General features: G+C 73.6%; 18 protein-coding genes. 10 read left to right on the top strand and 8 right to left on the bottom strand.

What is annotated here, in order from left to right; translation table 11 throughout:
* The first annotated feature begins 20 nt into the window (after positions 1–20).
* The 10 genes from uvrC (at position 21) to ACI78T_RS18545 (ending at position 10,830) form a co-directional block, all read left to right on the top strand.
* Positions 21–2,057: an excinuclease ABC subunit UvrC gene (gene uvrC, locus ACI78T_RS18500; protein WP_456559593.1), complete on the top strand. Its 2,037-nt coding sequence runs from the start codon at positions 21–23 to the stop codon at positions 2,055–2,057.
* Positions 2,054–3,001 (top strand): RNase adapter RapZ, encoded by a 948-nt coding sequence (gene rapZ, locus ACI78T_RS18505; protein WP_456559594.1) that lies wholly within the window; start codon positions 2,054–2,056, stop codon positions 2,999–3,001. The genes uvrC and rapZ overlap by 4 nt, the downstream gene beginning before the upstream one ends.
* Positions 3,002–3,018: 17 nt before the next feature.
* Complete coding sequence (locus ACI78T_RS18510; RefSeq protein WP_456559595.1) at positions 3,019–3,951, top strand: gluconeogenesis factor YvcK family protein; 933 nt, start codon at positions 3,019–3,021, stop codon at positions 3,949–3,951.
* Between the two features lie 91 nt (positions 3,952–4,042).
* A complete protein-coding gene (whiA, locus tag ACI78T_RS18515; RefSeq protein ID WP_116450417.1) occupies positions 4,043–5,023 on the top strand; it encodes a DNA-binding protein WhiA in 981 nt (326 codons plus the stop codon).
* Between the two features lie 177 nt (positions 5,024–5,200).
* Positions 5,201–6,205, top strand: a complete 1,005-nt coding sequence (gene gap / locus ACI78T_RS18520; protein WP_456559596.1) for a type I glyceraldehyde-3-phosphate dehydrogenase — start codon at positions 5,201–5,203, stop codon at positions 6,203–6,205.
* Positions 6,205–7,398 carry a phosphoglycerate kinase gene (locus ACI78T_RS18525; RefSeq protein ID WP_456559597.1) on the top strand — a complete coding sequence of 398 codons (1,194 nt, stop codon included), beginning with the start codon at positions 6,205–6,207 and terminating at the stop codon, positions 7,396–7,398. The genes gap and ACI78T_RS18525 overlap by 1 nt, the downstream gene beginning before the upstream one ends.
* An 11-nt stretch (positions 7,399–7,409) precedes the next feature.
* Positions 7,410–8,234: a triose-phosphate isomerase gene (gene tpiA, locus ACI78T_RS18530; protein WP_456559598.1), complete on the top strand. Its 825-nt coding sequence runs from the start codon at positions 7,410–7,412 to the stop codon at positions 8,232–8,234.
* Between the two features lie 50 nt (positions 8,235–8,284).
* Positions 8,285–10,066 (top strand): ABC transporter substrate-binding protein, encoded by a 1,782-nt coding sequence (locus tag ACI78T_RS18535; RefSeq protein WP_456559599.1) that lies wholly within the window; start codon positions 8,285–8,287, stop codon positions 10,064–10,066.
* A 57-nt stretch (positions 10,067–10,123) separates the two neighbouring features.
* Entirely contained in the window at positions 10,124–10,357 is a 234-nt protein-coding gene (secG, locus tag ACI78T_RS18540) for a preprotein translocase subunit SecG (RefSeq protein ID WP_116450422.1), read from the top strand.
* Between the two features lie 134 nt (positions 10,358–10,491).
* Entirely contained in the window at positions 10,492–10,830 is a 339-nt protein-coding gene (locus ACI78T_RS18545; RefSeq protein WP_456559600.1) for an RNA polymerase-binding protein RbpA, read from the top strand.
* A 9-nt stretch (positions 10,831–10,839) separates the two neighbouring features.
* Here the strand turns inward: ACI78T_RS18545 and ACI78T_RS18550 are convergent, their stop codons facing one another.
* The 8 genes from ACI78T_RS18550 to tkt all read right to left on the bottom strand — a co-directional run bounded on the left by ACI78T_RS18550 (position 10,840) and on the right by tkt (position 20,355).
* Positions 10,840–11,040, bottom strand: a complete 201-nt coding sequence (locus ACI78T_RS18550) for a hypothetical protein (protein WP_456559601.1) — start codon at positions 11,038–11,040, stop codon at positions 10,840–10,842.
* A gap of 101 nt (positions 11,041–11,141) precedes the next feature.
* Positions 11,142–11,921, bottom strand: coding sequence for a PIG-L deacetylase family protein (locus tag ACI78T_RS18555; protein ID WP_456559602.1), 780 nt, complete (start codon positions 11,919–11,921; stop codon positions 11,142–11,144).
* A gap of 38 nt (positions 11,922–11,959) precedes the next feature.
* Positions 11,960–12,733: a 6-phosphogluconolactonase gene (gene pgl, locus ACI78T_RS18560; RefSeq protein WP_456559603.1), complete on the bottom strand. Its 774-nt coding sequence runs from the start codon at positions 12,731–12,733 to the stop codon at positions 11,960–11,962.
* Positions 12,730–13,782, bottom strand: coding sequence for a glucose-6-phosphate dehydrogenase assembly protein OpcA (locus ACI78T_RS18565; protein ID WP_456559604.1), 1,053 nt, complete (start codon positions 13,780–13,782; stop codon positions 12,730–12,732). Before ACI78T_RS18565 ends, pgl begins: the two co-directional genes overlap by 4 nt.
* A gap of 34 nt (positions 13,783–13,816) precedes the next feature.
* Complete coding sequence (gene zwf / locus ACI78T_RS18570; protein WP_456559605.1) at positions 13,817–15,334, bottom strand: glucose-6-phosphate dehydrogenase; 1,518 nt, start codon at positions 15,332–15,334, stop codon at positions 13,817–13,819.
* Positions 15,335–15,406: 72 nt separating this feature from the next.
* Entirely contained in the window at positions 15,407–17,005 is a 1,599-nt protein-coding gene (locus ACI78T_RS18575) for a glucose-6-phosphate isomerase (protein WP_456559606.1), read from the bottom strand.
* Complete coding sequence (gene tal, locus ACI78T_RS18580) at positions 17,002–18,102, bottom strand: transaldolase (RefSeq protein WP_456559607.1); 1,101 nt, start codon at positions 18,100–18,102, stop codon at positions 17,002–17,004. Before tal ends, ACI78T_RS18575 begins: the two co-directional genes overlap by 4 nt.
* A 42-nt stretch (positions 18,103–18,144) precedes the next feature.
* A complete protein-coding gene (gene tkt, locus ACI78T_RS18585) occupies positions 18,145–20,355 on the bottom strand; it encodes a transketolase (RefSeq protein ID WP_456559608.1) in 2,211 nt (736 codons plus the stop codon).
* Between the last annotated feature and the right edge of the window lie 68 nt (positions 20,356–20,423).

Genomic DNA, 20,423 nt, shown 5'->3' on the forward strand with positions numbered 1-20,423 from the left:
CCGCGACCTAATGTGGGGGCATGGCCGATCCGTCCACGTACCGCCCGGCGGTCGGCAGCATCCCGGAGTCGCCCGGGGTCTACAAGTTCCGCGACCCCAACGGCCGGGTCATCTACGTCGGCAAGGCCAAGAGCCTCCGCCAGCGGCTGAACAGCTACTTCGCCGACGTCGCCGGCCTGCACCCGCGCACCCGCCAGATGGTCACGACGGCGGCCGCCGTCGAGTGGACCGTCGTCGGCACCGAGGTCGAGGCCCTCCAGCTCGAGTACAACTGGATCAAGGAGTTCGACCCCCGGTTCAACGTCCGCTACCGCGACGACAAGAGCTACCCGTCGCTGGCCGTGACGCTGAACGAGGAGTACCCGCGGCTGCAGGTCATGCGGGGTCCGAAGAAGAAGGGCGTCCGGTACTTCGGGCCCTACGCGCACGCCTGGGCCATCCGCGAGACGCTCGACACCCTCACCCGTGTCTTCCCCGCCCGGACCTGCTCGAACGGGGTCTTCAAGCGGGCCGGCCAGATCGGGCGCCCCTGCCTGCTCGGCTACATCGGCAAGTGCGCCGCGCCCTGCGTCGGGCGGGTCAGCGCCGACGAGCACCGGAAGATCGTCGACGACTTCTGCGACTTCATGGCCGGCAAGACCGAGACCATGATCAAGCGGCTCGAGCGCGAGATGGCCGAGGCCGCGCAGGCGTTGGAGTACGAGAAGGCCGCCCGGCTGCGCGACGACATCGGCGCCCTCCGCCGCGCGCTGGAGAAGCAGGCCGTCGTCCTCGGTGACGGCACGGACGCCGACGTGGTCGCCTTCGCGCAGGACGAGCTGGAGGCCGCCGTCCAGGTCTTCCACGTGCGCGGCGGCCGGGTCCGCGGCCAGCGGGGCTGGATCGTCGACAAGGTCGAGGCGGTGACCACCGGCGAGCTCGTCGAGCAGTTCCTGCTGCAGGTCTACGGCGGCGTCGACGAGCAGACCGGCATCGGCGAGGCGGGGGAGGCCGTTCCCCGGGAGGTCCTGGTGCCCGAGCTTCCTGACGACGCCGACGTGTACACCGAGCTGCTCGAGGAGCTCCGCGGCGGCCGGGTCTCGCTGCGGGTGCCGCAGCGGGGTGACAAGCGCAGCCTGCTGGAGACGGTGGAGCGCAACGCCAAGGAGGCGTTCGCGCGGCACCGGGTGAAGCGGGCCAGCGACCTCACCGCGCGCTCCCTGGCGCTGTCCGAGCTGCAGGAGGCGCTGGAGCTGCCGGACGCGCCGCTGCGCATCGAGTGCATCGACATCTCGCACGTCCAGGGCACCAACGTGGTGGCCAGCATGGTCGTGTTCGAGGACGGGCTGGCCAAGAAGTCCGACTACCGCCGCTTCTCCGTCGCCCAGGGCACCGACGACACCGCCGCGATGGCCGAGGTCGTGCGCCGCCGGTTCGCCCGGCACCTCAAGGAGGAGGCCGACCGCCGCGACGAGCAGGGCGTCGCCGCGGAGGAGGGCCGACCACGCCGGTTCGCCTACCCGCCGAACCTCCTCGTCGTCGACGGCGGTGCACCCCAGGTGGCGGCGGCCAGCCGGTCACTGACGGAACTCGGCATCGTCGACGTCGCGGTCTGCGGGCTGGCCAAGCGCATGGAGGAGGTGTGGCTGCCCGGCGACAGCGACCCGGTGATCCTGCCCCGCACCTCCGAGGCGCTGTACCTGCTGCAGCGCGTGCGTGACGAGGCCCACCGGTTCGCGATCACGTACCACCGGCAGAAGCGGTCCACCAGCATGCTGGTGTCGATGTTGGACGACGTCCCCGGCCTCGGGGAGACGCGGCGGAAGGCGCTGATGAAGCAGTTCGGTTCCCTCAAGCGGCTGCGGGCCGCCACCGTCGAGGAGCTGACGGCGGTGCCCGGCATCGGCCGGCGCACGGCCGAGGCGGTGCAGGCGGCGATCGCCGAGCCCGCGGTCGAGGACGGGCAGCAGGACGACGGAGGCGCCGAGTCGACCACCGCGCCGCAGGGGCCGGCGGAGCGCGGCACTCCACGGCCGGGCGCGGGGGAGACCGCCGAGGTCGGCCGGGTGGCCTCGTGAGCGACGAGCTCGACGGCGGGGCACCGGGCCCGGCCGGACCGCAGACCGACGTCCCGCCGGGGCTCGACCCCGCGAGCACCGAGGTGCAGCCGCTCGAGGTCGTCGTCGTCACCGGCCTGTCGGGGGCGGGGAAGCTGAGCGCGGGCCGCGTCCTGGAGGACCTGGGCTGGTTCGTCGTCGACAACCTGCCGCCGGCGCTCCTGCAGCCGATGGTGGAGCTGGGTGCGCGCGGCGACATCCGCCGTTTCGCCGCGGTCGTCGACGTGCGCAGCCGCGCCTTCTCCAGCGACCTGCAGGAGTCGATCCGGGTCCTGTCCGACGCGGGCAACCGGCCGCGTGTCATCTACGTGCACGCCCGCGACGAGGTGCTCGTCCGTCGCTACGAGTCGGTGCGCCGCGAGCACCCGCTGCAGGGCAACGGGACGCTCATCGACGGGATCTCCGCCGAGCGGGCGCTGCTGACCGGGATCGCCGGTGACGCCGACCTGTGGGTGGACACCAGCGACCTCAACGTGCACCAGCTGCGCGCCACCCTGGAGAACGCGTTCGCCCGCGAGGGCCGCACCCAGCCGCTGACGGCGACGGTCATGAGCTTCGGCTTCAAGTACGGGCTGCCCCTGGACGCCGACCTGGTGGTGGACGCGCGCTTCCTGCCCAACCCGCACTGGATCCCCGAGCTGCGGCCCAAGACCGGGCAGGACGCCGACGTGAGCGCCTACGTGCTCGGCCAGCCCGACGCGGGCGAGTTCCTCGACCGGTACAGCGACGTCCTCCGGCTGCTCATCCCCGGGTACCGGCGGGAGGGGAAGCGGTACCTGACGCTCGCCGTCGGCTGCACCGGCGGCAAGCACCGCAGCGTGGCCATCGCCGAGGAGTTCGCCCGGCGGCTCACCGCCGAGGGCCTCACCGCCGCGGCCCGGCACCGCGACCTGGGCCGCGAGTAGTGGGCGCCGGACCTCGCGTGGTCGCCTTCGGCGGCGGGCACGGGTTGGCGGCGGCCCTCGCCGCGTGGCGGCGGATCACGGCGGAGCTGACCGCCGTCGTCACCGTCGCCGACGACGGCGGCTCGTCCGGCCGGATCCGCCGCGAGATGCCGATGCTGCCGCCGGGCGACCTGCGGATGGCGCTGGCCGCCCTGGCCGGCGACACCGACCAGGGGCGGGAGCTGGCCGACCTGCTGCAGCACCGCCTGGGCGGCACCGGCGTCCTCGCCGGGCACCCCGTCGGCAACCTCATGCTCACCGGGCTCACCGAGATGCACGGCGGCGACCTGACCCGCGCCCTCGACCAGCTCGGGCAGCTGCTCGGCTGCTGCGGGCGGGTGCTGCCGATGGCCGACGTGCCGCTCGACCTCGTGGCGCGGGTGGAGAGCACCGACCCCGATGACCCGGAGCGCAGCCGCACGATCCGCGGCCAGGTGGCGATCGCCGCGACGCCCGGTCACGTCCGCGACATCCTCCTGTCCCCGTCGGACCCGCCGGTGCACCCGGACGTGCTCGCGGCCATCTCCGCGGCGGACGTGGTCTCGCTCGGTCCCGGTTCCTGGTACACCTCTGTCCTGCCGCACCTGCTCGTGCCGCGGCTGCGCGCCGCGCTGGCCGCGTCGCAGGCCCGGGTGGTCGTGGTGCTCAACCTCGTCCCGCAGCCGGGCGAGACCGACGGCTTTTCTCCGGAGGAGCATCTGAGCGTCCTGCGGGCCCATCTGGGCGGAGTGGCGTTGCACACGGTGATCGCCGATGCTGACTCGGTGGTTGACCGCCGTGGTCTCCTGTCTGCGGTGCGCGAGTGCGGCGCCGAGCTCGTCCTGGCTCCGGTCGCCGAGCTCGACGGCGCGCCACGGCACGATCCCGTGCGACTGTCCGCCGCACTGGCCTCCGTGGTCGGTGCCCGGTGAGGGAGTACGGGTGTCCGATCGGGTATCGGAACTGGCGGTCGACAGCTTTCGATCCTGAGCGGTCGGTACAAGGGGGAAGGGGACGCCGCACATGGCGATGACCGCAATGGTCAAGGACGAGCTCTCGCGGGTCGAGTGCACGAAGACGTCCGAGCGCAAGGCCGAGGTGACGGCGCTGCTGCGCTTCTCGGGCGGGCTGCACATCGTGGGCGGACGCGTGGTCATCGAGGCCGAGCTCGACACGGGATCGGTGGCCAGACGGCTGCGCCGCGACATCAGCGAGGTCTACGGCTACACCAGCGGGGTCAGCGTGCTCGCCGGCGGCAACATCCGCCGCGGGGTGCGCTACCTGGTCCGGATCGCCAAGCACGGCGAGGGCCTGGCCCGTCAGACCGGGCTCGTCGACCAGCGCGGCCGGCCGGTGCGCGGACTGCCGCCGGCGGTCGTGTCCGGCGGCATCAACGACGCCGAGGCCGCCTGGCGTGGCGCCTTCCTGGCGCACGGCTCCCTCACCGAGCCCGGCCGCTCCTCCTCGCTCGAGGTGACCTGCCCGGGGCCGGAGGCCGCGATGGCGCTCGTGGGCGCCGCTCGCCGGCTCGGGATCCCGGCCAAGGCGCGGGAAGTCCGCGGCGCGGACCGCGTCGTCATCCGCGACGGCGACGCCATCAGCGCGCTGCTGACCCGCATGGGCGCGCACGACGCCGTCCTCGCCTGGGAGGAGCGGCGGATGCGCCGCGAGGTCCGGGCCACCGCCAACCGGCTGGCCAACTTCGACGACGCCAACCTGCGCCGCTCGGCGCGGGCCGCGGTGGCGGCCAGCGCCCGCGTGGAGCGCGCGCTGGAGATCCTGGCCAACGACGCGCCCGAGCACCTGCTGGTCGCCGGCCGGCTGCGCCTGGAGTACGGCCAGGCGTCGCTGGAGGAGCTCGGTCAGCGCGCCGACCCGCCGATGACCAAGGACGCCGTCGCCGGCCGGATCCGCCGGCTGCTCGCCATGGCCGACAAGCGGGCCAAGGACCTCGGCATCCCTGATACGGAGTCCGTCGTCACCGACGACATGCTCGCCCAGTAGCGGAGCACGCCGACAGGCCCGTCGCCCTCATGGGTGGCGGGCCTGTCGCATGCGGGGCGGAGGTCGTCCTCTTGATCGCCGGGGACCGGGAGCCTCGTCACACCGGGACCGATAGGGTTTCCGGTGAGCGAGGCCGCATCCCCGACGCGCGGCCCATGAGCTGACGTGGAGGCTGCAGTGACTGTCCGGGTGGGCATCAACGGGTTCGGTCGGATCGGCCGCAACTTCTGGCGGGCGGCTGCGGCCAGCGGCCAGGACATCGAGATCGTGGCGGTCAACGACCTCACCAGCAACGAGGCCCTGGCCCACCTGCTCAAGTACGACAGCATCCTCGGCGTCCTCAAGGAGGACGTCGCCGCGGACAGCGAGGGCATCAAGATCGGCGGCAGCACCATGAAGGTGCTGTCCGAGCGCGACCCCGCGAACCTGCCCTGGGCCGACCTGGGCGTCGACGTCGTCGTCGAGTCCACCGGCTTCTTCACCAAGGCCGCGGACGCCCGCAAGCACGTCGACGCCGGCGGTGCCAAGAAGGTCATCATCTCGGCGCCCGCCACCGACGACGACATCACGATCGTCATGGGCGTCAACGACGACCTCTACGACGGCTCGCAGACGATCATCAGCAACGCGTCCTGCACCACGAACTGCCTGGCGCCGCTGGCGAAGGTCCTCAACGACGCGTTCGGCATCGAGCGCGGCCTGATGACGACCATCCACGCCTACACCGCCGACCAGAACCTCCAGGACGGCCCGCACAAGGACCTGCGCCGCGCCCGCGCCGCCGCCCTCAACATGGTGCCGACCTCGACCGGCGCCGCGAAGGCGATCGGGCTGGTGCTGCCCGAGCTCAAGGGCAAGCTGGACGGCTACGCCATCCGCGTGCCCGTGCCGACCGGCTCGGCCACCGACCTCACCGTCCAGCTCACCCGCGAGGCCACGGCCGACGAGATCGACCAGGCCTACCGCGAGGCCGCGGCCGGCCCGCTCGGCAAGTACCTGACCTACACCGACGCGCCGATCGTCTCCTCCGACATCGTCACCGACCCGTCGTCCTGCATCTACGACGCGAAGCTGACGAAGGTCTTCGGGCCCATGGCCAAGGTGCTCGGTTGGTACGACAACGAGTGGGGCTACTCGAACCGCCTCGTCGACCTCGTGTCGCTGGTGGGCAACAAGCTCTGATGCGTTCCGTCGACGACCTCATCACCGAGGGCGTCTCGGGTCGGCGCGTGCTCCTGCGCGCCGACCTGAACGTCCCGCTCGACAAGAGCACCCGCGAGATCACCGACGACGGCCGGATCCGCGCGAGCCTGCCCACCCTGCAGGCGCTGCGCGAGGCCGGCGCGCGGGTGATCGTCTCCGCCCACCTCGGCCGCCCGAAGGGCGCCCCGGATCCGCAGTTCTCCCTCGCGCCGGTCGCCGCGCGCCTGGGCGAGCTGCTCGGGACGACGGTCCCGCTGGCCGGCGACGTCGCCGGGGACGACGCCCGCGCCAAGGCGGCCGCGCTCGGCGACGGCGACGTCCTCCTGCTGGAGAACGTCCGCTTCGAGGCCGCCGAGACGTCCAAGGACGACGCCGAGCGCGGCGAGCTCGCCGACCGGTTCGCCGCCCTGGCCGACGTCTACGTGGACGACGCGTTCGGCGCCGTGCACCGCAAGCACGCCTCGGTGTTCGACGTCGCCGAGCGGCTGCCGCGCTACGCCGGGCGGCTGGTGGCCCGCGAGCTCGACGTCCTGCAGCGGCTCACCACCGAGCCCGACCGGCCCTACGTCGTCGTCCTCGGCGGCTCCAAGGTCAGCGACAAGCTGGCGGTGATCGAGGCGCTGCTGCCCAAGGTCGACCGGCTGCTCGTGGGCGGCGGCATGTGCTTCACCTTCCTCGAGGCCCAGGGCCACGAGGTCGGGAAGTCGCTGCTCGAGGCCGACCAGGTCGACACGTGCCGCAGGCTGCTCGACGAGGCCGGCGACCGGATCGTGCTGCCGGTCGACGTGGTCTGCGCGCCGGAGTTCAGCGCCGACGCCCCGACGACGACGGTGTCCGTGGAGCAGATCCCGGAGGACCAGATGGGCCTCGACGTCGGCCCGCGCACCGTCGAGCTGTTCGGGACCACGCTGGGCGACGCCCGCACGGTGTTCTGGAACGGCCCGATGGGCGTGTTCGAGCTGGCTCCGTTCCAAGCCGGGACCCGCGGCGTGGCCGCGGCCGTCGGCGCGGTGGCCGGGCTGTCCGTCGTGGGCGGCGGCGACTCCGCCGCGGCCGTCCGGCAGCTCGGGCTGGACGAGGCCGCCTACGGCCACATCAGCACCGGTGGCGGTGCCTCCCTGGAGTACCTCGAGGGCCGGGAGCTCCCGGGCCTCACGGTGCTCGCCGACTGAACGGGGCCGACATGGCACGCAAGGAGTCCGCTCCCAAGCGGGGGGCCTTCCAGGGCGGTGACCGGCGGACGCTGATCGCCGGCAACTGGAAGATGAACATGACGCACCTCGAGGCGATCGGCCTGGTGCAGAAGCTCGCCTTCACCGTCCCCGGACCGGTCCTCGACACCGCCGAGGTCGTCGTCCTGCCGCCGTTCACCGCGCTGCGCAGCGTGCAGACGCTCGTCACCGGGGACAAGCTGTCGGTCGGCTTCGGGGCGCAGGACCTCTCGGTCCACGACTCCGGCGCCTACACCGGCGAGGTCAGCGGCACGATGCTCGCCGCGCTGGCCTGCCAGTACGTGACGGTCGGGCACTCTGAGCGCCGGGCCATGCACGCCGAGGACGACGCCGTCGTCGCCGCCAAGGCGCAGGCCGCCCTGCGGCACGGCATCGTGCCGATCGTCTGCGTGGGGGAGGGGCTCGACGTCCGCAAGGCCGAGGAGCACGTCGGCTACTGCACCGATCAGCTCGACGCCTCGCTCGACGGGCTGACCGCCGAGCAGGTCGCCGGCATCGTCATCGCGTACGAGCCGGTCTGGGCGATCGGCACGGGTGAGGTGGCCACCCCGGAGGACGCCCAGGAGGTCTGCGGCGCACTCCGGGCACGGCTCGCCGAGCGGTACGGCCCGGACGCGGCCGCATCCGTCCGTATCCTCTACGGCGGGTCGGTGAAGGCCGCGAGCACGGCCGGGATCCTGGCCGGGGCGGACATCGACGGTGCACTGGTCGGCGGCGCGAGCCTGGACGCCGACGAGTTCGCGCAGATCTGTCGGATCGCCGCCGACGGCAGCTGAGCCCCGCTGCCGCCGCCGGCCGCATGGGACGTGGGGGCGGGCAGCAGGCAGTGGAGAACACCCTGGAGCGGCTGACCGGCCGGCTGCCGGCATGGGCCCGGAACCGGTCGCCGCGCCGCATCGCCGCGGCCGCCGCCGTCGTCCTGCTGATCGTCGTCATCGCCGTCAGCTGCGGCGGCGGCTCCGGCGGGCGCGCCGACGTCCCGGTCGTCGAGGGCGAGCCGGACGCCGGCGTGACCGGCGTCCGGGCGCCGTCGACGGCGACCGGCGAGACGCTGCGGGTGGTGTCGGCCGAGATCGACAGCCTGGACCCGCAGCGCTCGTACCTGCCCGGTGTCTGGAACCTGATGCGGCTCTACACCCGCACGCTCGTCACGTACTCCTCCGAGCCCGGCCACACCGACGAGCTGGTCCCCGACCTCGCCACCGACCTGGGGACGGCGTCGGAGGACGGGCTGAGCTGGACGTTCACGCTGCGCGAGGGCGTGATGTTCGAGACCGGCCGGCCGATCACCAGCCGCGACATCAAGTACGGCATCGAGCGGTCCTTCGCCTCCGACGTGATCGTCGGCGGCCCGACGTACGTCGTCGACCTGTTCGACGTGCCGGGCAACGAGTACGCGGGGCCGTACCAGGACGAGTCCGCCGACAAGCTGGGTCTGCCGACCATCGAGACGCCCGACGACCGGACGATCGTCTTCCGGTTGCGCGCTCCCCAGCCGGACCTGCCCTTCGTGATGGCGCTGCCGTCGAGCGGCCCGGTGCCGATCGAGGCCGACACCGGGGCCGGGTACGGCGCCGACCCGGTGTCGTCGGGTCCCTACGCGATCACGTCGGTCGACCCCGCGACCGGGATCCTGCTCGAGCGCAACCCGCAGTGGAACCCGGACACCGACGACGTCCGCACCGCCCTGCCCGACCGCGTCGTCGTGCGGACCGGCGTGAACGGCGTCGAGCGCGACCAGGCGCTGCTGGCCGGGTCGGCCGACGTCGACATCACCGGCACCGGCGTCCAGCCGGCGACGACGTCGCGGCTGGCCGCGGACGAGGACCACCCGGTGCGCGACCGGGTGGACGACACGACCACCGGCGCGATGCGCCTCCTCGCGATGCCCACGGACGTCGCGCCGATGGACAACCCCGACTGCCGGGCCGCGGTCGCGGCCGCCGTGGACCGCGAGGCGATCCAGGAGCAGCTCGGCGGGCCGGTCAACGCCGTCCGCCGGTCGGTGCTGTGGCCGCGGGCCCTCGACGGCGGCCCCGAGGACGCCGATCCCCGCCGCGACCCCGGCGCCGCGCGCGCCGCGCTCGAGGCCTGCGGTCAGCCCGACGGCTTCAGCACCGTCCTCGCCGTCGCCGACACGCCGACCAGCGTCGACGTCGCCGACCTGATCGCCGGCCAGCTGGGCGAGGTCGGCATCGACGTGACCGTGCAGCCGCTGGGCGCGACCAGCTTCTACGCCACCGACGTCGGCTCCCCGGACAACGTGGCGGCCAACGGGTTCGGCCTCGTCCTCGCCACGTGGACGGCGGACTTCCCGACCCCGGCGTCGTTCCTGGCGCCGCTGGTCGACAGCCGCAGCACCCGCGCGGTCGGGAACACGAACTACGCGCGGCTGGCCGACCCGGACGTCGACGCGCTCGTGGACGCCGCCCGGCTGGCGGGCGACCCGGCGGCGTGGCGCGAGGTCGTCGGCGCGGTGGACGGCACGTCGGCGTACGTGCCGCTGGCCGAGACCCGCGTCCAGCTGCTGGCGGGGCAGCGGTTGCGCAACGGCGTGGTGATGCAGCCCTACAGCGGCTACGACCTCGCGACCGCGGGCGTGAAGTAGGCTCGGAGGTCAGAGCCCGGTGTCGTCCTGCCGGCCGCCCAACCTGGAGAAGTCGTCATGGAGCTGGTCCTCAACGTGCTGCTGGTGCTCACCAGCGCGATCCTCGTGGTGCTGATCCTGCTGCACCGCGGCAAGGGCGGCGGCCTGTCCTCCATGTTCGGCGGCGCGGTGTCCTCGTCCCTCAGCGGCTCCTCCGTGGTCGAGAAGAACCTCAACCGGCTCACCGTCTTCTGCGCGCTGATCTGGGCCGTCTGCATCGTGGGCCTGGGCATCCTCCTCAAGGTCGGCTGAGCGCCTTCACACCCCCTCGCTCCGGATCGGCACCGATCCGGAGCGAAATCGTGACCGGAGATCGCCCCTCCAGGCCCTAGACTGCCCGCGCGGCCGTGATCTGCCGCACGAACCCGAAGACACAGGGGGCGCTCGTGGCTGGTGGCAACGCGATCCGGGGGACCCGGGTCGGCGCAGGTCCGATGGGTGAGGCGGAGCGCGGGGAAGCCGCGCCCCGCAACCGGATCCCGTTCTGGTGCGCGAACCGGCACGAGACGCGGGTGGCCTTCGCGTCCGACGCCGACGTGCCCGAGCTCTGGGACTGCCCGCGCTGCGGCCTCCCGGCCGGTCAGGACCAGCAGAACCCGCCGCCGGCGCCGCGCACCGAGCCGTACAAGACGCACCTGGCCTACGTCCGCGAGCGGCGCAGCGACGCGGACGGGCACGCCCTGCTCGAAGAGGCCCTGACCCGGCTGCACCAGCGCCGGGCCTGAGCCCCGCGGTCAGTCGCCCCGGCGCGGGCCGGGCACGGCCGCCCGGGTGACCCAGCGGGCTGTCTCCACGTCCCAGTACTGCGACCGGGGCCGGCTGCCGCGCGCGTACTGCCCGGGCTCCAGCCAGGGCAGCGGGCGCACCGTCCCCGGCGTGCGCGGGGCGGGGATCGCGCCCGTCGTCGGGCGGGCGAGAACGGTGCCGTCGGTCATCGGGTGCTCCTGGTCTCCGGGTCCACTCGGCGGCAGGATGCCGCCTCCGGAGGGGAGAGGAGCCGCCCCCGCCGCGCGGATACCCGGCGCGCCGCCGGTCGCTACGGGGTGCGGTCGGCGAGTCGCACGCGGGCGAGGTGGTCGGCGGTCAGGAACGCCCGGCGGAGCCCGTCGCTGAGCCCCTCGAACGGCGACACCTGCGAACGGTGCTCGGCGATGGCCGCCTCGCGGCGGTCGAGCACGTCGCTGGTGTCGACGACGTCGGTGATGTCGGCGTCCTCCCGCCCCAGGCCGGCCGGGTCGAGCGCGTGGTACGCGGTGTCGGGCCGCACCGCCCGCATCTCGTCCAGCCACCCTCGGAGCAGGCTGTTGGGCAGGCAGTACTCGACGAGCAGGGGAGCGGGGCCGGCCGCGTCGGCGACGGCCTCGCGGGCGGCGGCACCGATGTGCAGGTGGTCGCGGTGCCCGTCGCTGCCGTCCAGCGTGAGCAGCACCTGCGGCTGCAGCTCCGCGATCAGCCGCGCCAGCGTCCGGGCGACCTCGTCGACCGGGGCCGCGCACAGCGAGCCATCGGGCAGGTCGCCGTCGAACCCGGAGTCGCGGTAGCCGAGGAGCTCGACCCGGGCGACGCCCAGCCGGGCGGCGGCCCGCCGCAGCTCGGCCTCGCGGACGGTCCCGAGGTCGCCGTCCACCGTGCCCGGCACCGTCTCTCCGGCCTCGCCGCGGGTGGCGCACACGACGGTGACCTCGGCCCCGCGCGCCGCCGCGTGGGCGATGGTCGAGCCGCACCCGAACGACTCGTCGTCCGGGTGCGCCACCGCGACCAGCCAGCGGTCGCCCGGGCGGACGTCGAGCAGGGGGTCACGGGCGCTGTCGGTCATGCGACCATCCGTCCTCGCAGACGCCGGCCGCCGGTCGGCTAGCCGGGGGGTGCCGGCAGCTTGCCCGCGGCGGCGCGGTCGAGCAACCACCTGGTGGCCCGCACGCCGTGGACGCCCGCGGCGGGGAGCTGCACGGGGTCGGCGTCCTCGGCCAGCGCCGCGGCCACCGCGGCCGCCTTGCCTTCGCCGGCCACGAGCAGCCACACCTCGTCGGCCGCGTTGATGGCGGTGAAGCCGAGGCTCACGCGGGTGGGCGGCGGCTTCGGGCAGTCGCGCACCGGGACGACCGGGCGCTCGTCCCGGACGGCGGGGGAGTCGGGGAAGATCGACGCGACGTGGCCCTCGGGCCCCATGCCCAGGAGCAGGACGTCGACGTGCGGCAGCGCCTTCCCCTCGTCGGCCGCCCCGGCCAGCTCGGCGGCGTACCAGGCGGCCGCGTCCTCGGGCTCGGCGAACTCGCCGTCCGAGGCCGGCATCGCGTGGATCCGGTGCTCCGGCACGCCGACGCGCGCCAACAGCGCCTCGCGGGCCTGCTTCTCGTTGCGGTCGTCGCTGTCGGCGGGCACGAAGCGCTCGTCGCCCCACCAGACGTCGACGTTCTCCCAGTCGACGGTCTCGCGCACCGGCTCCTCGGCGAGGCCGGCGACGTGCTCCAGCACCGCCGTGCCGACGCCGCCACCGGTGAGCACCACCGATGCCCGACCGTGCAGGATCTGGGCCGCGGCGAGCCGGGCCACGAGGGCCTCGGCCACCGCACGGGCCAGCGCGTCGGCGTCGGCCTCGACGACGACGTCCGGCCGGGGGGCGGTCACGAGTCGCCGGCCGGCTTTGCGGCGGCCTTCTTGCGCGGCCGGCCGTTGCCGTCGCCGTTCTCGGCGGGGTCGAACCAGACGTGCTCGCGGTCGGGGGAGCGGCCGGACAGGCCGGTCACGCCGGTCGCCGCCTGGAGCGCGTCGCTGTATGGCTCGTCGCGGTCCAGCCGCCGCAGCTCCTCGCTGAGCAGGTCCCCGAGCACGCGGTCGGGGAGGGCCACGGTCGCGTCCGGCCGGTAGGGCTGGGAGATGGCGGCACCACCCCGGCGGTCGGCCTGGATCCGCACCTCCTCGTCCTGGTCGAGCTGCAGGGTGACGGAGTCGACGCCGCTGGAGTTGGGCTTGCGCCCGCCGTCCTCGACGGCGACGGGGCACCCGCACCGGGACGAGATCCAGCCGGCCAGCAGCTGGGCGGTCGGGTTCGCCGAGTCGCCCTCGACGCGCGCCCCGCGGACCGCGACGGGCTCGCCGCGCCGTCCGGAGACGGAGTCCAGGGTGGAGGCGAGGATCGACCGCCAGGCGGTGCTGCGGGTCCACGCGAGGTCCGTGTCACCGGGCGCGTAGTCGACGGCGCGGGTCTTGAGCGCGGCCAGCGGGTCCTCGGCGATGGAGCTGTCGGTGATCCGCCGGTGCGCGAAGACCGCCAGCGCGTCGGTGGCGAGCTTCTCCGGGGGAGCGGCGTGCCACCAGGCGACGACCGGTGCGTCGGCGGCCAGCAGCGGCAGGACGACGGACTCGGCGTGCAGGCCCAGACGGCCGTACATCCGCATGACCACGGCCTCGCCGGGGCCGAGGCGCCCGCCGATGAGCACCTCCGCGTCCAGGCGCGGGGCCGGGGCCTCCAGCTGGCGGCGGACCACGACGAGGATGCGGCAGGGGTGGGCCTCGGCGGCGTGGGTCGCCGCCTCCTCCGCCTCGGTCACCCGGCTCTCGTCGGCGACGACGACCAGCGTCAGCGCCACGCCGGACAGGACAGCACCGCCGGTGCGCCGCTGAGCGGCCAGTTCCTTCACGACGGCCGAGCCGGTCGTGTCCCAGAGCGTGGTCACGGTGTCTCCTCGATTCGGAGGGGGAGCAGGGGGCTCATGGCCGTCGCCACCGCCGTCCCTCGGACGCGAGCATCTCCTCGGCAGCGCGGGGCCCCCACTCACCGGCGCGGTAGGGGTGCGGCGTCGACCCGGCCCAGAACTCCTCGAGCGGGTCGATCACGGCCCAGGAGGCCTCCACCTCGGCGTTGCGCGGGAACAGCGTCGCGTCGCCCAGCAGCACGTCGAGCAGCAGCCGCTCGTACGCCTCGGGGCTGGCCTCGGTGAACTGCTCGCCGTAGAGGAAGTCCATCGAGACGTCGCGGACCTCCATGACGCTGCCGGGCACCTTCGACCCGAACTTGAGGGTGACACCTTCGTCGGGCTGGACCCGCACGACGAGCTGGTTGTTGCCCAGTTCCTCGGTGTCGGTGTCGGCGAAGGGCAGGTGCGGGGCACGCTTGAACACCAGCGCGATCTCGGTGACCCGGCGGGGGAGCCGCTTGCCGGTGCGCAGGTAGAAGGGCACCCCGGCCCAACGGCGGGTCTCCACGCCGAGCCGGACGGCGGCGAACGTCTCCGTCCTCGACTTGGGGTCGACCCCTTCCTCCTGCCGGTAGCCGTTGGCCCGCTGACCGGCCAGCCAGCCCTGCTCGTACTGCCCGCGGACGGCGAAGGTCTCCAGGTCCTCGGGCAGCGAGATGGCGCGCAGGACCTTCAGCTTCTCGGTCCGGATCTCCTCGGCGGAGAACTCGACCGGTTCCTCCATGGCGGTCAGCGCGAGCAGCTGGAGGAGGTGGTTCTGCAGGACGTCGCGGGCGGCGCCGGTCTTCTCGTAGAACTGCGCCCGCCCGCCGATGCCGACGTCCTCGGCCATGGTGATCTGCACGGAGTCGACGTTCTGGGCGTTCCAGATGGGCTCGAACAGGCTGTTGGCGAACCGCAGGGCCAGCAGGTTCTGGACCGTCTCCTTGCCCAGGTAGTGGTCGATCCGGAAGACGTCCTCGGCGCTGAAGACCGAGTCGACGAGCGCGTTGAGCTCGCGGCTGGAGGGCAGGTCCTCGCCGAAGGGCTTCTCGACGACGACGCGGCGCCACCGGTCCGGCGTGCTCTGCGCCATGCCCGTGCGCTCCATCTGCTTGAGCACCGTGGGGAACATGGCCGGCGGGATCGAGAGGTAGAACGCGGCGTTCCCGCCGATGCCGTGCGACCCCTCCAGCTCCCGCAACGTGGCGGCCAGCTGGTCGAACGCGTCGTCGTCGTCGAACGAGCCCTGGACGAAGTGGACGGTCGCGGCCAGGCGCTCCCAGACCTCCTCGCGCCACGGGGTGCGCGCGTGCGCACGCGCGGATTCCCGCGAGAGCTCGGCGAAGTCCTGGTCCTCCCAGTCGCGGCGGGCGAACCCGAGCAGCGCGAAGTTGGTGGGCAGCAGGCCGCGGTTGGCCAGGTCGTACACCGCGGGCAGGAGCTTCTTGCGGGCGAGGTCGCCGGTGATGCCGAAGACGACCAGGGCGCACGGCTCGGGTACCCGGGGCAGCCGCCGGTCCCGCGGGTCGCGCAGCGGGTTGGGGATCATGTCCGTCCGTCCTCGAGGTCTGGGAAGGGTCCCGTCGTCCGGCCCGGCGGGAGGACCGGACGACGGGGTCGGTCAGGCGAGGGCCGAGAGGAGCTGGCCCAACCCAGCGGCGCGGTCGGTCAGGTGCAGGTGCAGCAGCGGGCGGTCGCGGTCCGCGAGGGCCTTGCGGTCGCCACCGGCCTGCGCCGCCTGCAGGGTCCCGAAGGTGTACGGCTGGTCGGGCACGGCCAGGTCCTCGGTCACCACGCCGGTGATCTGCAGGAACGCCCCGACCTGCGGGCCGCCCTTGTGGTACTGCCCGGTGGAGTGCAGGAAGCGGGGCCCCCACCCGAAGGTGACGGCGTGCTCGCCGCGGCGGGCCAGGGCGGCCCGCAGGTTCTCGGCGCTGGCGTCCTTCTCCCGGTCGAGGTAGGCCATCACCGCGAGGTAGCCCCGCGGCGGGACGGCGGCCAGCAGCGCGTCGACGGCCAGCACCAGGCCGTCGTGCGAGGACAGGTCGACCCCGTCGAGCACGCCGCCGCTGCCGCGGATCTCGATCGCGCCGATCGTCGCCGCGGGCCGCTCGTCCGGCAGCCCCTCGCCGAGGATCCGCTGGGTGTTCTCCTTGCTCTCGGTGACGTTGGGCTGGTCGAAGGGGTTGATCCCCAGGACCCGCCCGGCCACCGCGGTGGCGTACTCCCAGCCGAGGAACTGCGCGCCGAGCGGGCCGGCGACGCTGACCGACGGCTCGGTGCCCGGCCTGCCGGAGCCGACGACGGCGAGCAGAACGTCGGCGCCGGTGGCGCCGGGCGCATCGACCGACTCGACGACGACGGGCAGGATGCCGCGCCCCTCCTTGCCGGTCGACTCGGCGATCAGCTGCTCGGCCCAGTCGCCGAAACCGGTGATGCCGGAGCCGCCGTCGGCCAGGGCGAGCTTGTCGCGCCCGGCGCGGAAGCCAGCGCCCATGGCGACACCCAGCTCGAGGGCGGGGTTGCCCGGCTCGGCGAGCGTGCCGGCCAGCTCCTCGGCCTCGTCGAGCAGCGCGCCGACGTCGGCACCGGCCAGCGCCGACGGCACGAGACCGAAGGCGGAGAGGGCGGAGTAGCGGCCACCGACGTTCGGGTCGGCGAGGAAGACCGCCCGCGCGCCCATGGCGGCGGCGGTCTCGGAGAGGGGCGACCCGGGGTCGGTGACGACGACGAAGCGCCGGCCGATCTCCTTCTCGTCGAGGCCGGCCTCGGCGAACGCGGCGATGAACGCCCGTCGCTGGCTGTCGGTCTCGACGGTGCCGCCGGACTTCGAGCTGACCACGACCACGGTGCGGTCGAGGTCGTCCATCGCCGCGGCCACCTGGCCGGGGTCGGTGGTGTCGAGGACGACGAGGGGCACCCCCGCCGTCCGGCAGATGACCTCCGGCGCGAGGGAGGACCCGCCCATGCCGCAGAGCACGATGCGGTCCAGCCCCTCGCCGGCGAGCTCGGCACGCAGGTCGGCCAGGCGCGACACCAGTTCGCGCGAGGTGGCCGGCAGGTCGAGCCAGCCCAGGCGGATCGACGCCTCGCTCTCGGCGTCGGGACCCCACAGCGTAGCGTCCTTGCCGACCAGCCGGCCGGCGACGTCGTCGTCGGTGAGCGGGCCCCGGACCGAGTCCGGGATCTCCAGCCCCGAGACGGTGACCTGCAGGGTCATGCCTTGTCCTCGAGCTGGGTGCGCACCGACTCGGTCAGCTCGTCCCAGGAGTCGACGAACTTCTGCACGCCCTCCTCCTCGAGGACCCGGAAGACGTCGTCGAGGTCGATGCCGGCGTCGCGCACCGCCTGCATGACGGCGGCGGCGTCGTCGTAGGCCTTCTGCACCGGCGTGCCGGGGCTGCCGTGGTCGGCGTAGGCCATCATGGTCTTCTCGGGCATGGTGTTGACCGTGCCGGGCGCGATCAGCTCGCTGATGTACATCGTGTCCGAGTACTCGGGGTTCTTGACCCCGGTCGAGGCCCACAGCGGCCGCTGCGGGACGGCCCCCTGCGCCTCCAGCGCCCGCCACCGGTCGGAGGAGAAGACCTCCTCGTAGGCCTGGTACGCGAGCTGGGCGTTCGCGATACCGGCCTTGCCCTTGAGCGAGGGGTCGGCGCCGGCCTTGTCGAGGCGCTTGTCGATCTCGGTGTCCACGCGGGACACGAAGAACGACGCCACCGACGCGATGCCGGCCAGCGAGCCGCCCTCGGCCACCCGCTTCTCCAGGCCGGAGAGGTAGGCGTCCATGACCGCGCGGTAGCGCTCGAGGCTGAAGATCAGGGTGACGTTGACGCTGATGCCGTTGGCGATCGTCTCGGTGATCGCCGGCAGGCCCGCCTCCGTCGCCGGGATCTTGATGTAGAGGTTCTCGCGGTCGACCAGCCACCACAGGTGCGCGGCCTCGGCCGCGGTGGCGTCGGTGTCGTGGGCGAGGCCGGGGGCGACCTCGAGCGACACGCGGCCGTCGCCGGGGGAGGCCTCGGCGACCGGGGCGAGCAGGTCGCAGGCGTCCCGGACGTCGGAGGCCGTGATGGTGCGCAGGGCCTCCTCGACGCTCACCTGACGAACGGCGAGCGCGTGCAGCTGGTCGTCGTAGGACTCCGACCCGCTGATCGCGGCCGCGAAGATGGTCGGGTTGGTGGTGACGCCGACGACGGAGTACTCGTCGACGAGGGACTGCAGGTTGCCGCTGCGGATCCGATCCCGGGAGAGGTCGTCGAGCCAGACGGCGACCCCTGCCTCGGAGAGCTCGGCCAGCTTCTCGTTCTGTGCCATGTCACTGCCTCTCAGGCTGTGGTGTTGTGTCGGCGTCCCGTTTCAGCGGTCGCCGGTGGGGTGGGGGAGGCCGCCGGTCGCGGCGACGGGTCCGGCAGGGACGGCATTACCCGAGGCGGCGGCCTCGATGCTCTCGCGCGCGGCGGCCACGACCGCCTCGTCGGTGAGGCCGAACTTCTCGTAGAGCACCGTGTACGCCGCGCTCGCGCCGTAGTGGGTGAGCCCGACGATCCGGCCGGCGTCGCCGACGAACTCGCGCCAGCCCATCGGCACGCCGGCCTCGACGCTGACGCGGGCGCGGACGGTGGGCGGGAGCACCTCGTCCTTGTAGGCCTGGTCCTGGTCGGCGAACCACTCGACGCACGGCACGCTCACCACGCGGGTCGGGACGCCGTCGGCCTCCAGCCGCTCGCGGGCGGCGACGGCGATCTGCACCTCGGAGCCGGTGCCCATGAGGATCACCTGCGGGTTGCCGTCGGACGCCTCGGCGAGCACGTAGGCGCCGCGTGCGACGCCGTCGGCCGAGCCGAACTCGCCGCGGTCGAACACGGGCAGGTTCTGCCGCGACAGCAGCAGACCGGCCGGGCGGTCGTTGTTCTCCAGGATCGTGCGCCAGGCGATCGCCGTCTCGTTGGCGTCGGCGGGCCGGACGACGTCCAGACCCGGGATGGCGCGCAGCGCGGCGAAGTGCTCGATCGGCTGGTGGGTCGGGCCGTCCTCGCCGAGGCCGATCGAGTCGTGGGTCCAGACGTAGATGACCGGCAGCTGCATGAGCGCGGCGAGGCGGACGGCGCCGCGCATGTAGTCGGAGAACGTCAGGAACGTGCCGCCGTAGACGCGGGTGCCGCCGTGCAGCGCGATGCCGTTCATGACGGCGCCCATCGCGTGCTCCCGGACGCCGAAGTGCAGCGTGCGGCCGTAGGGCCCACCGCTCCACATCTTGGTCTGGCGGTCGGCGGGCAGGAACGACGGCTCGCCCTTGACGGCGGTGTTGTTGCTCTCCGCGAGGTCGGCCGACCCGCCCCACAGCTCCGGGAGCTCGGGGTAGAGGGCGGCGAGGACCTCGCCGCTGGCCTTGCGGGTCGCGACGCCCTTGGGGTCGGCGTCCCAGGTCGGCAGCTTCTGCGTCCAGCCCTCGGGGAGGGTGCGGGTGCCCATGCGCTCGAGCAGGGCGGCGCCGTCCGGGTTGCCCTGCTTCCAGGCGTCGAACTCCTTCTGCCAGCCGGCGTGGGCCTCCTGGCCGCGGTCGACGACCTTGCGGGCGTGCTCGATGACCTCGGGGGCGACCTCGAAGGTCTGCTCGGGGTCGAAGCCGAGCACCTCCTTGGTGGCCTTGACCTCGTCGTCGCCGAGTGCGGAGCCGTGCGCGGCGCCGGTGTTCTGCTTGTTGGGCGCGGGCCAGCCGATGATCGTCTTGAGCACGATGATCGAGGGGCGGCGGGTCTCGGCCTTGGCGGCGGCGAACGCGGCGTCGACCGCGGCGAGGTCCTCGCCGTCGTCCACGTGCTGCACGTGCCAGCCGTAGGCCTCGTAGCGCTTGCCGACGTCCTCGGTGAAGGCGACGTTCGTGTCGTCCTCGATCGAGATCTTGTTGTCGTCGTAGACGAGGACCAGGTTGCCCAGCTGCTGGGTGCCGGCCAGCGACGACGCCTCGCCGCTCACGCCCTCCTCCAGGTCGCCGTCGGAGGCGAAGGCCCAGACGGTGTGGTCGAAGAGGCTCTCGCCCTCGGGGGCGTCGGGGTCGAGCAGGCCGCGCTCGCGGCGGGCGGCCATCGCCATGCCGACCGCGTTGCCGACGCCCTGGCCGAGCGGGCCGGTCGTCGTCTCGACGCCGGGGGTGTGGTTGACCTCGGGGTGGCCCGGGGTCTGCGAGCCCCAGGTGCGCAGCGCCTTCAGGTCGTCGAGCTCCAGGCCGTAGCCGGAGAGGTAGAGCTGGACGTAGAGGGTGAGGCTCGAGTGGCCCATCGACAGCACGAAGCGGTCGCGACCGACCCAGTTCGGGTCGCTGGGGTCGTGGCGGAGCCACTTCTGGAAGAGCAGGTAGGCGGTGGGCGCCATGCTCATCGCGGTGCCCGGGTGGCCGTTGCCGACCTTCTGGACGGCGTCCATGGCGAGGACGCGCGCGGTGTCGATCGCGCGGCGGTCCAGGTCGCCGAAGCCGTCGGGCAGGGTGGGGTTCGGCTGCGTGGGGCTGCCGGTCGGGCTGTCGGAGGCGGCCTCGGCCGGAGCTTCGGACCCGGTGCTCTGCGTCATGTGCTGGGTGCTCCCTCGGAAGATGGTCCTGCGTGCGGCCGGCGCCCGGCTCGGTCCCGCGCTGGACC

Source organism: Blastococcus sp. SYSU D00922 (assembly GCF_054050495.1).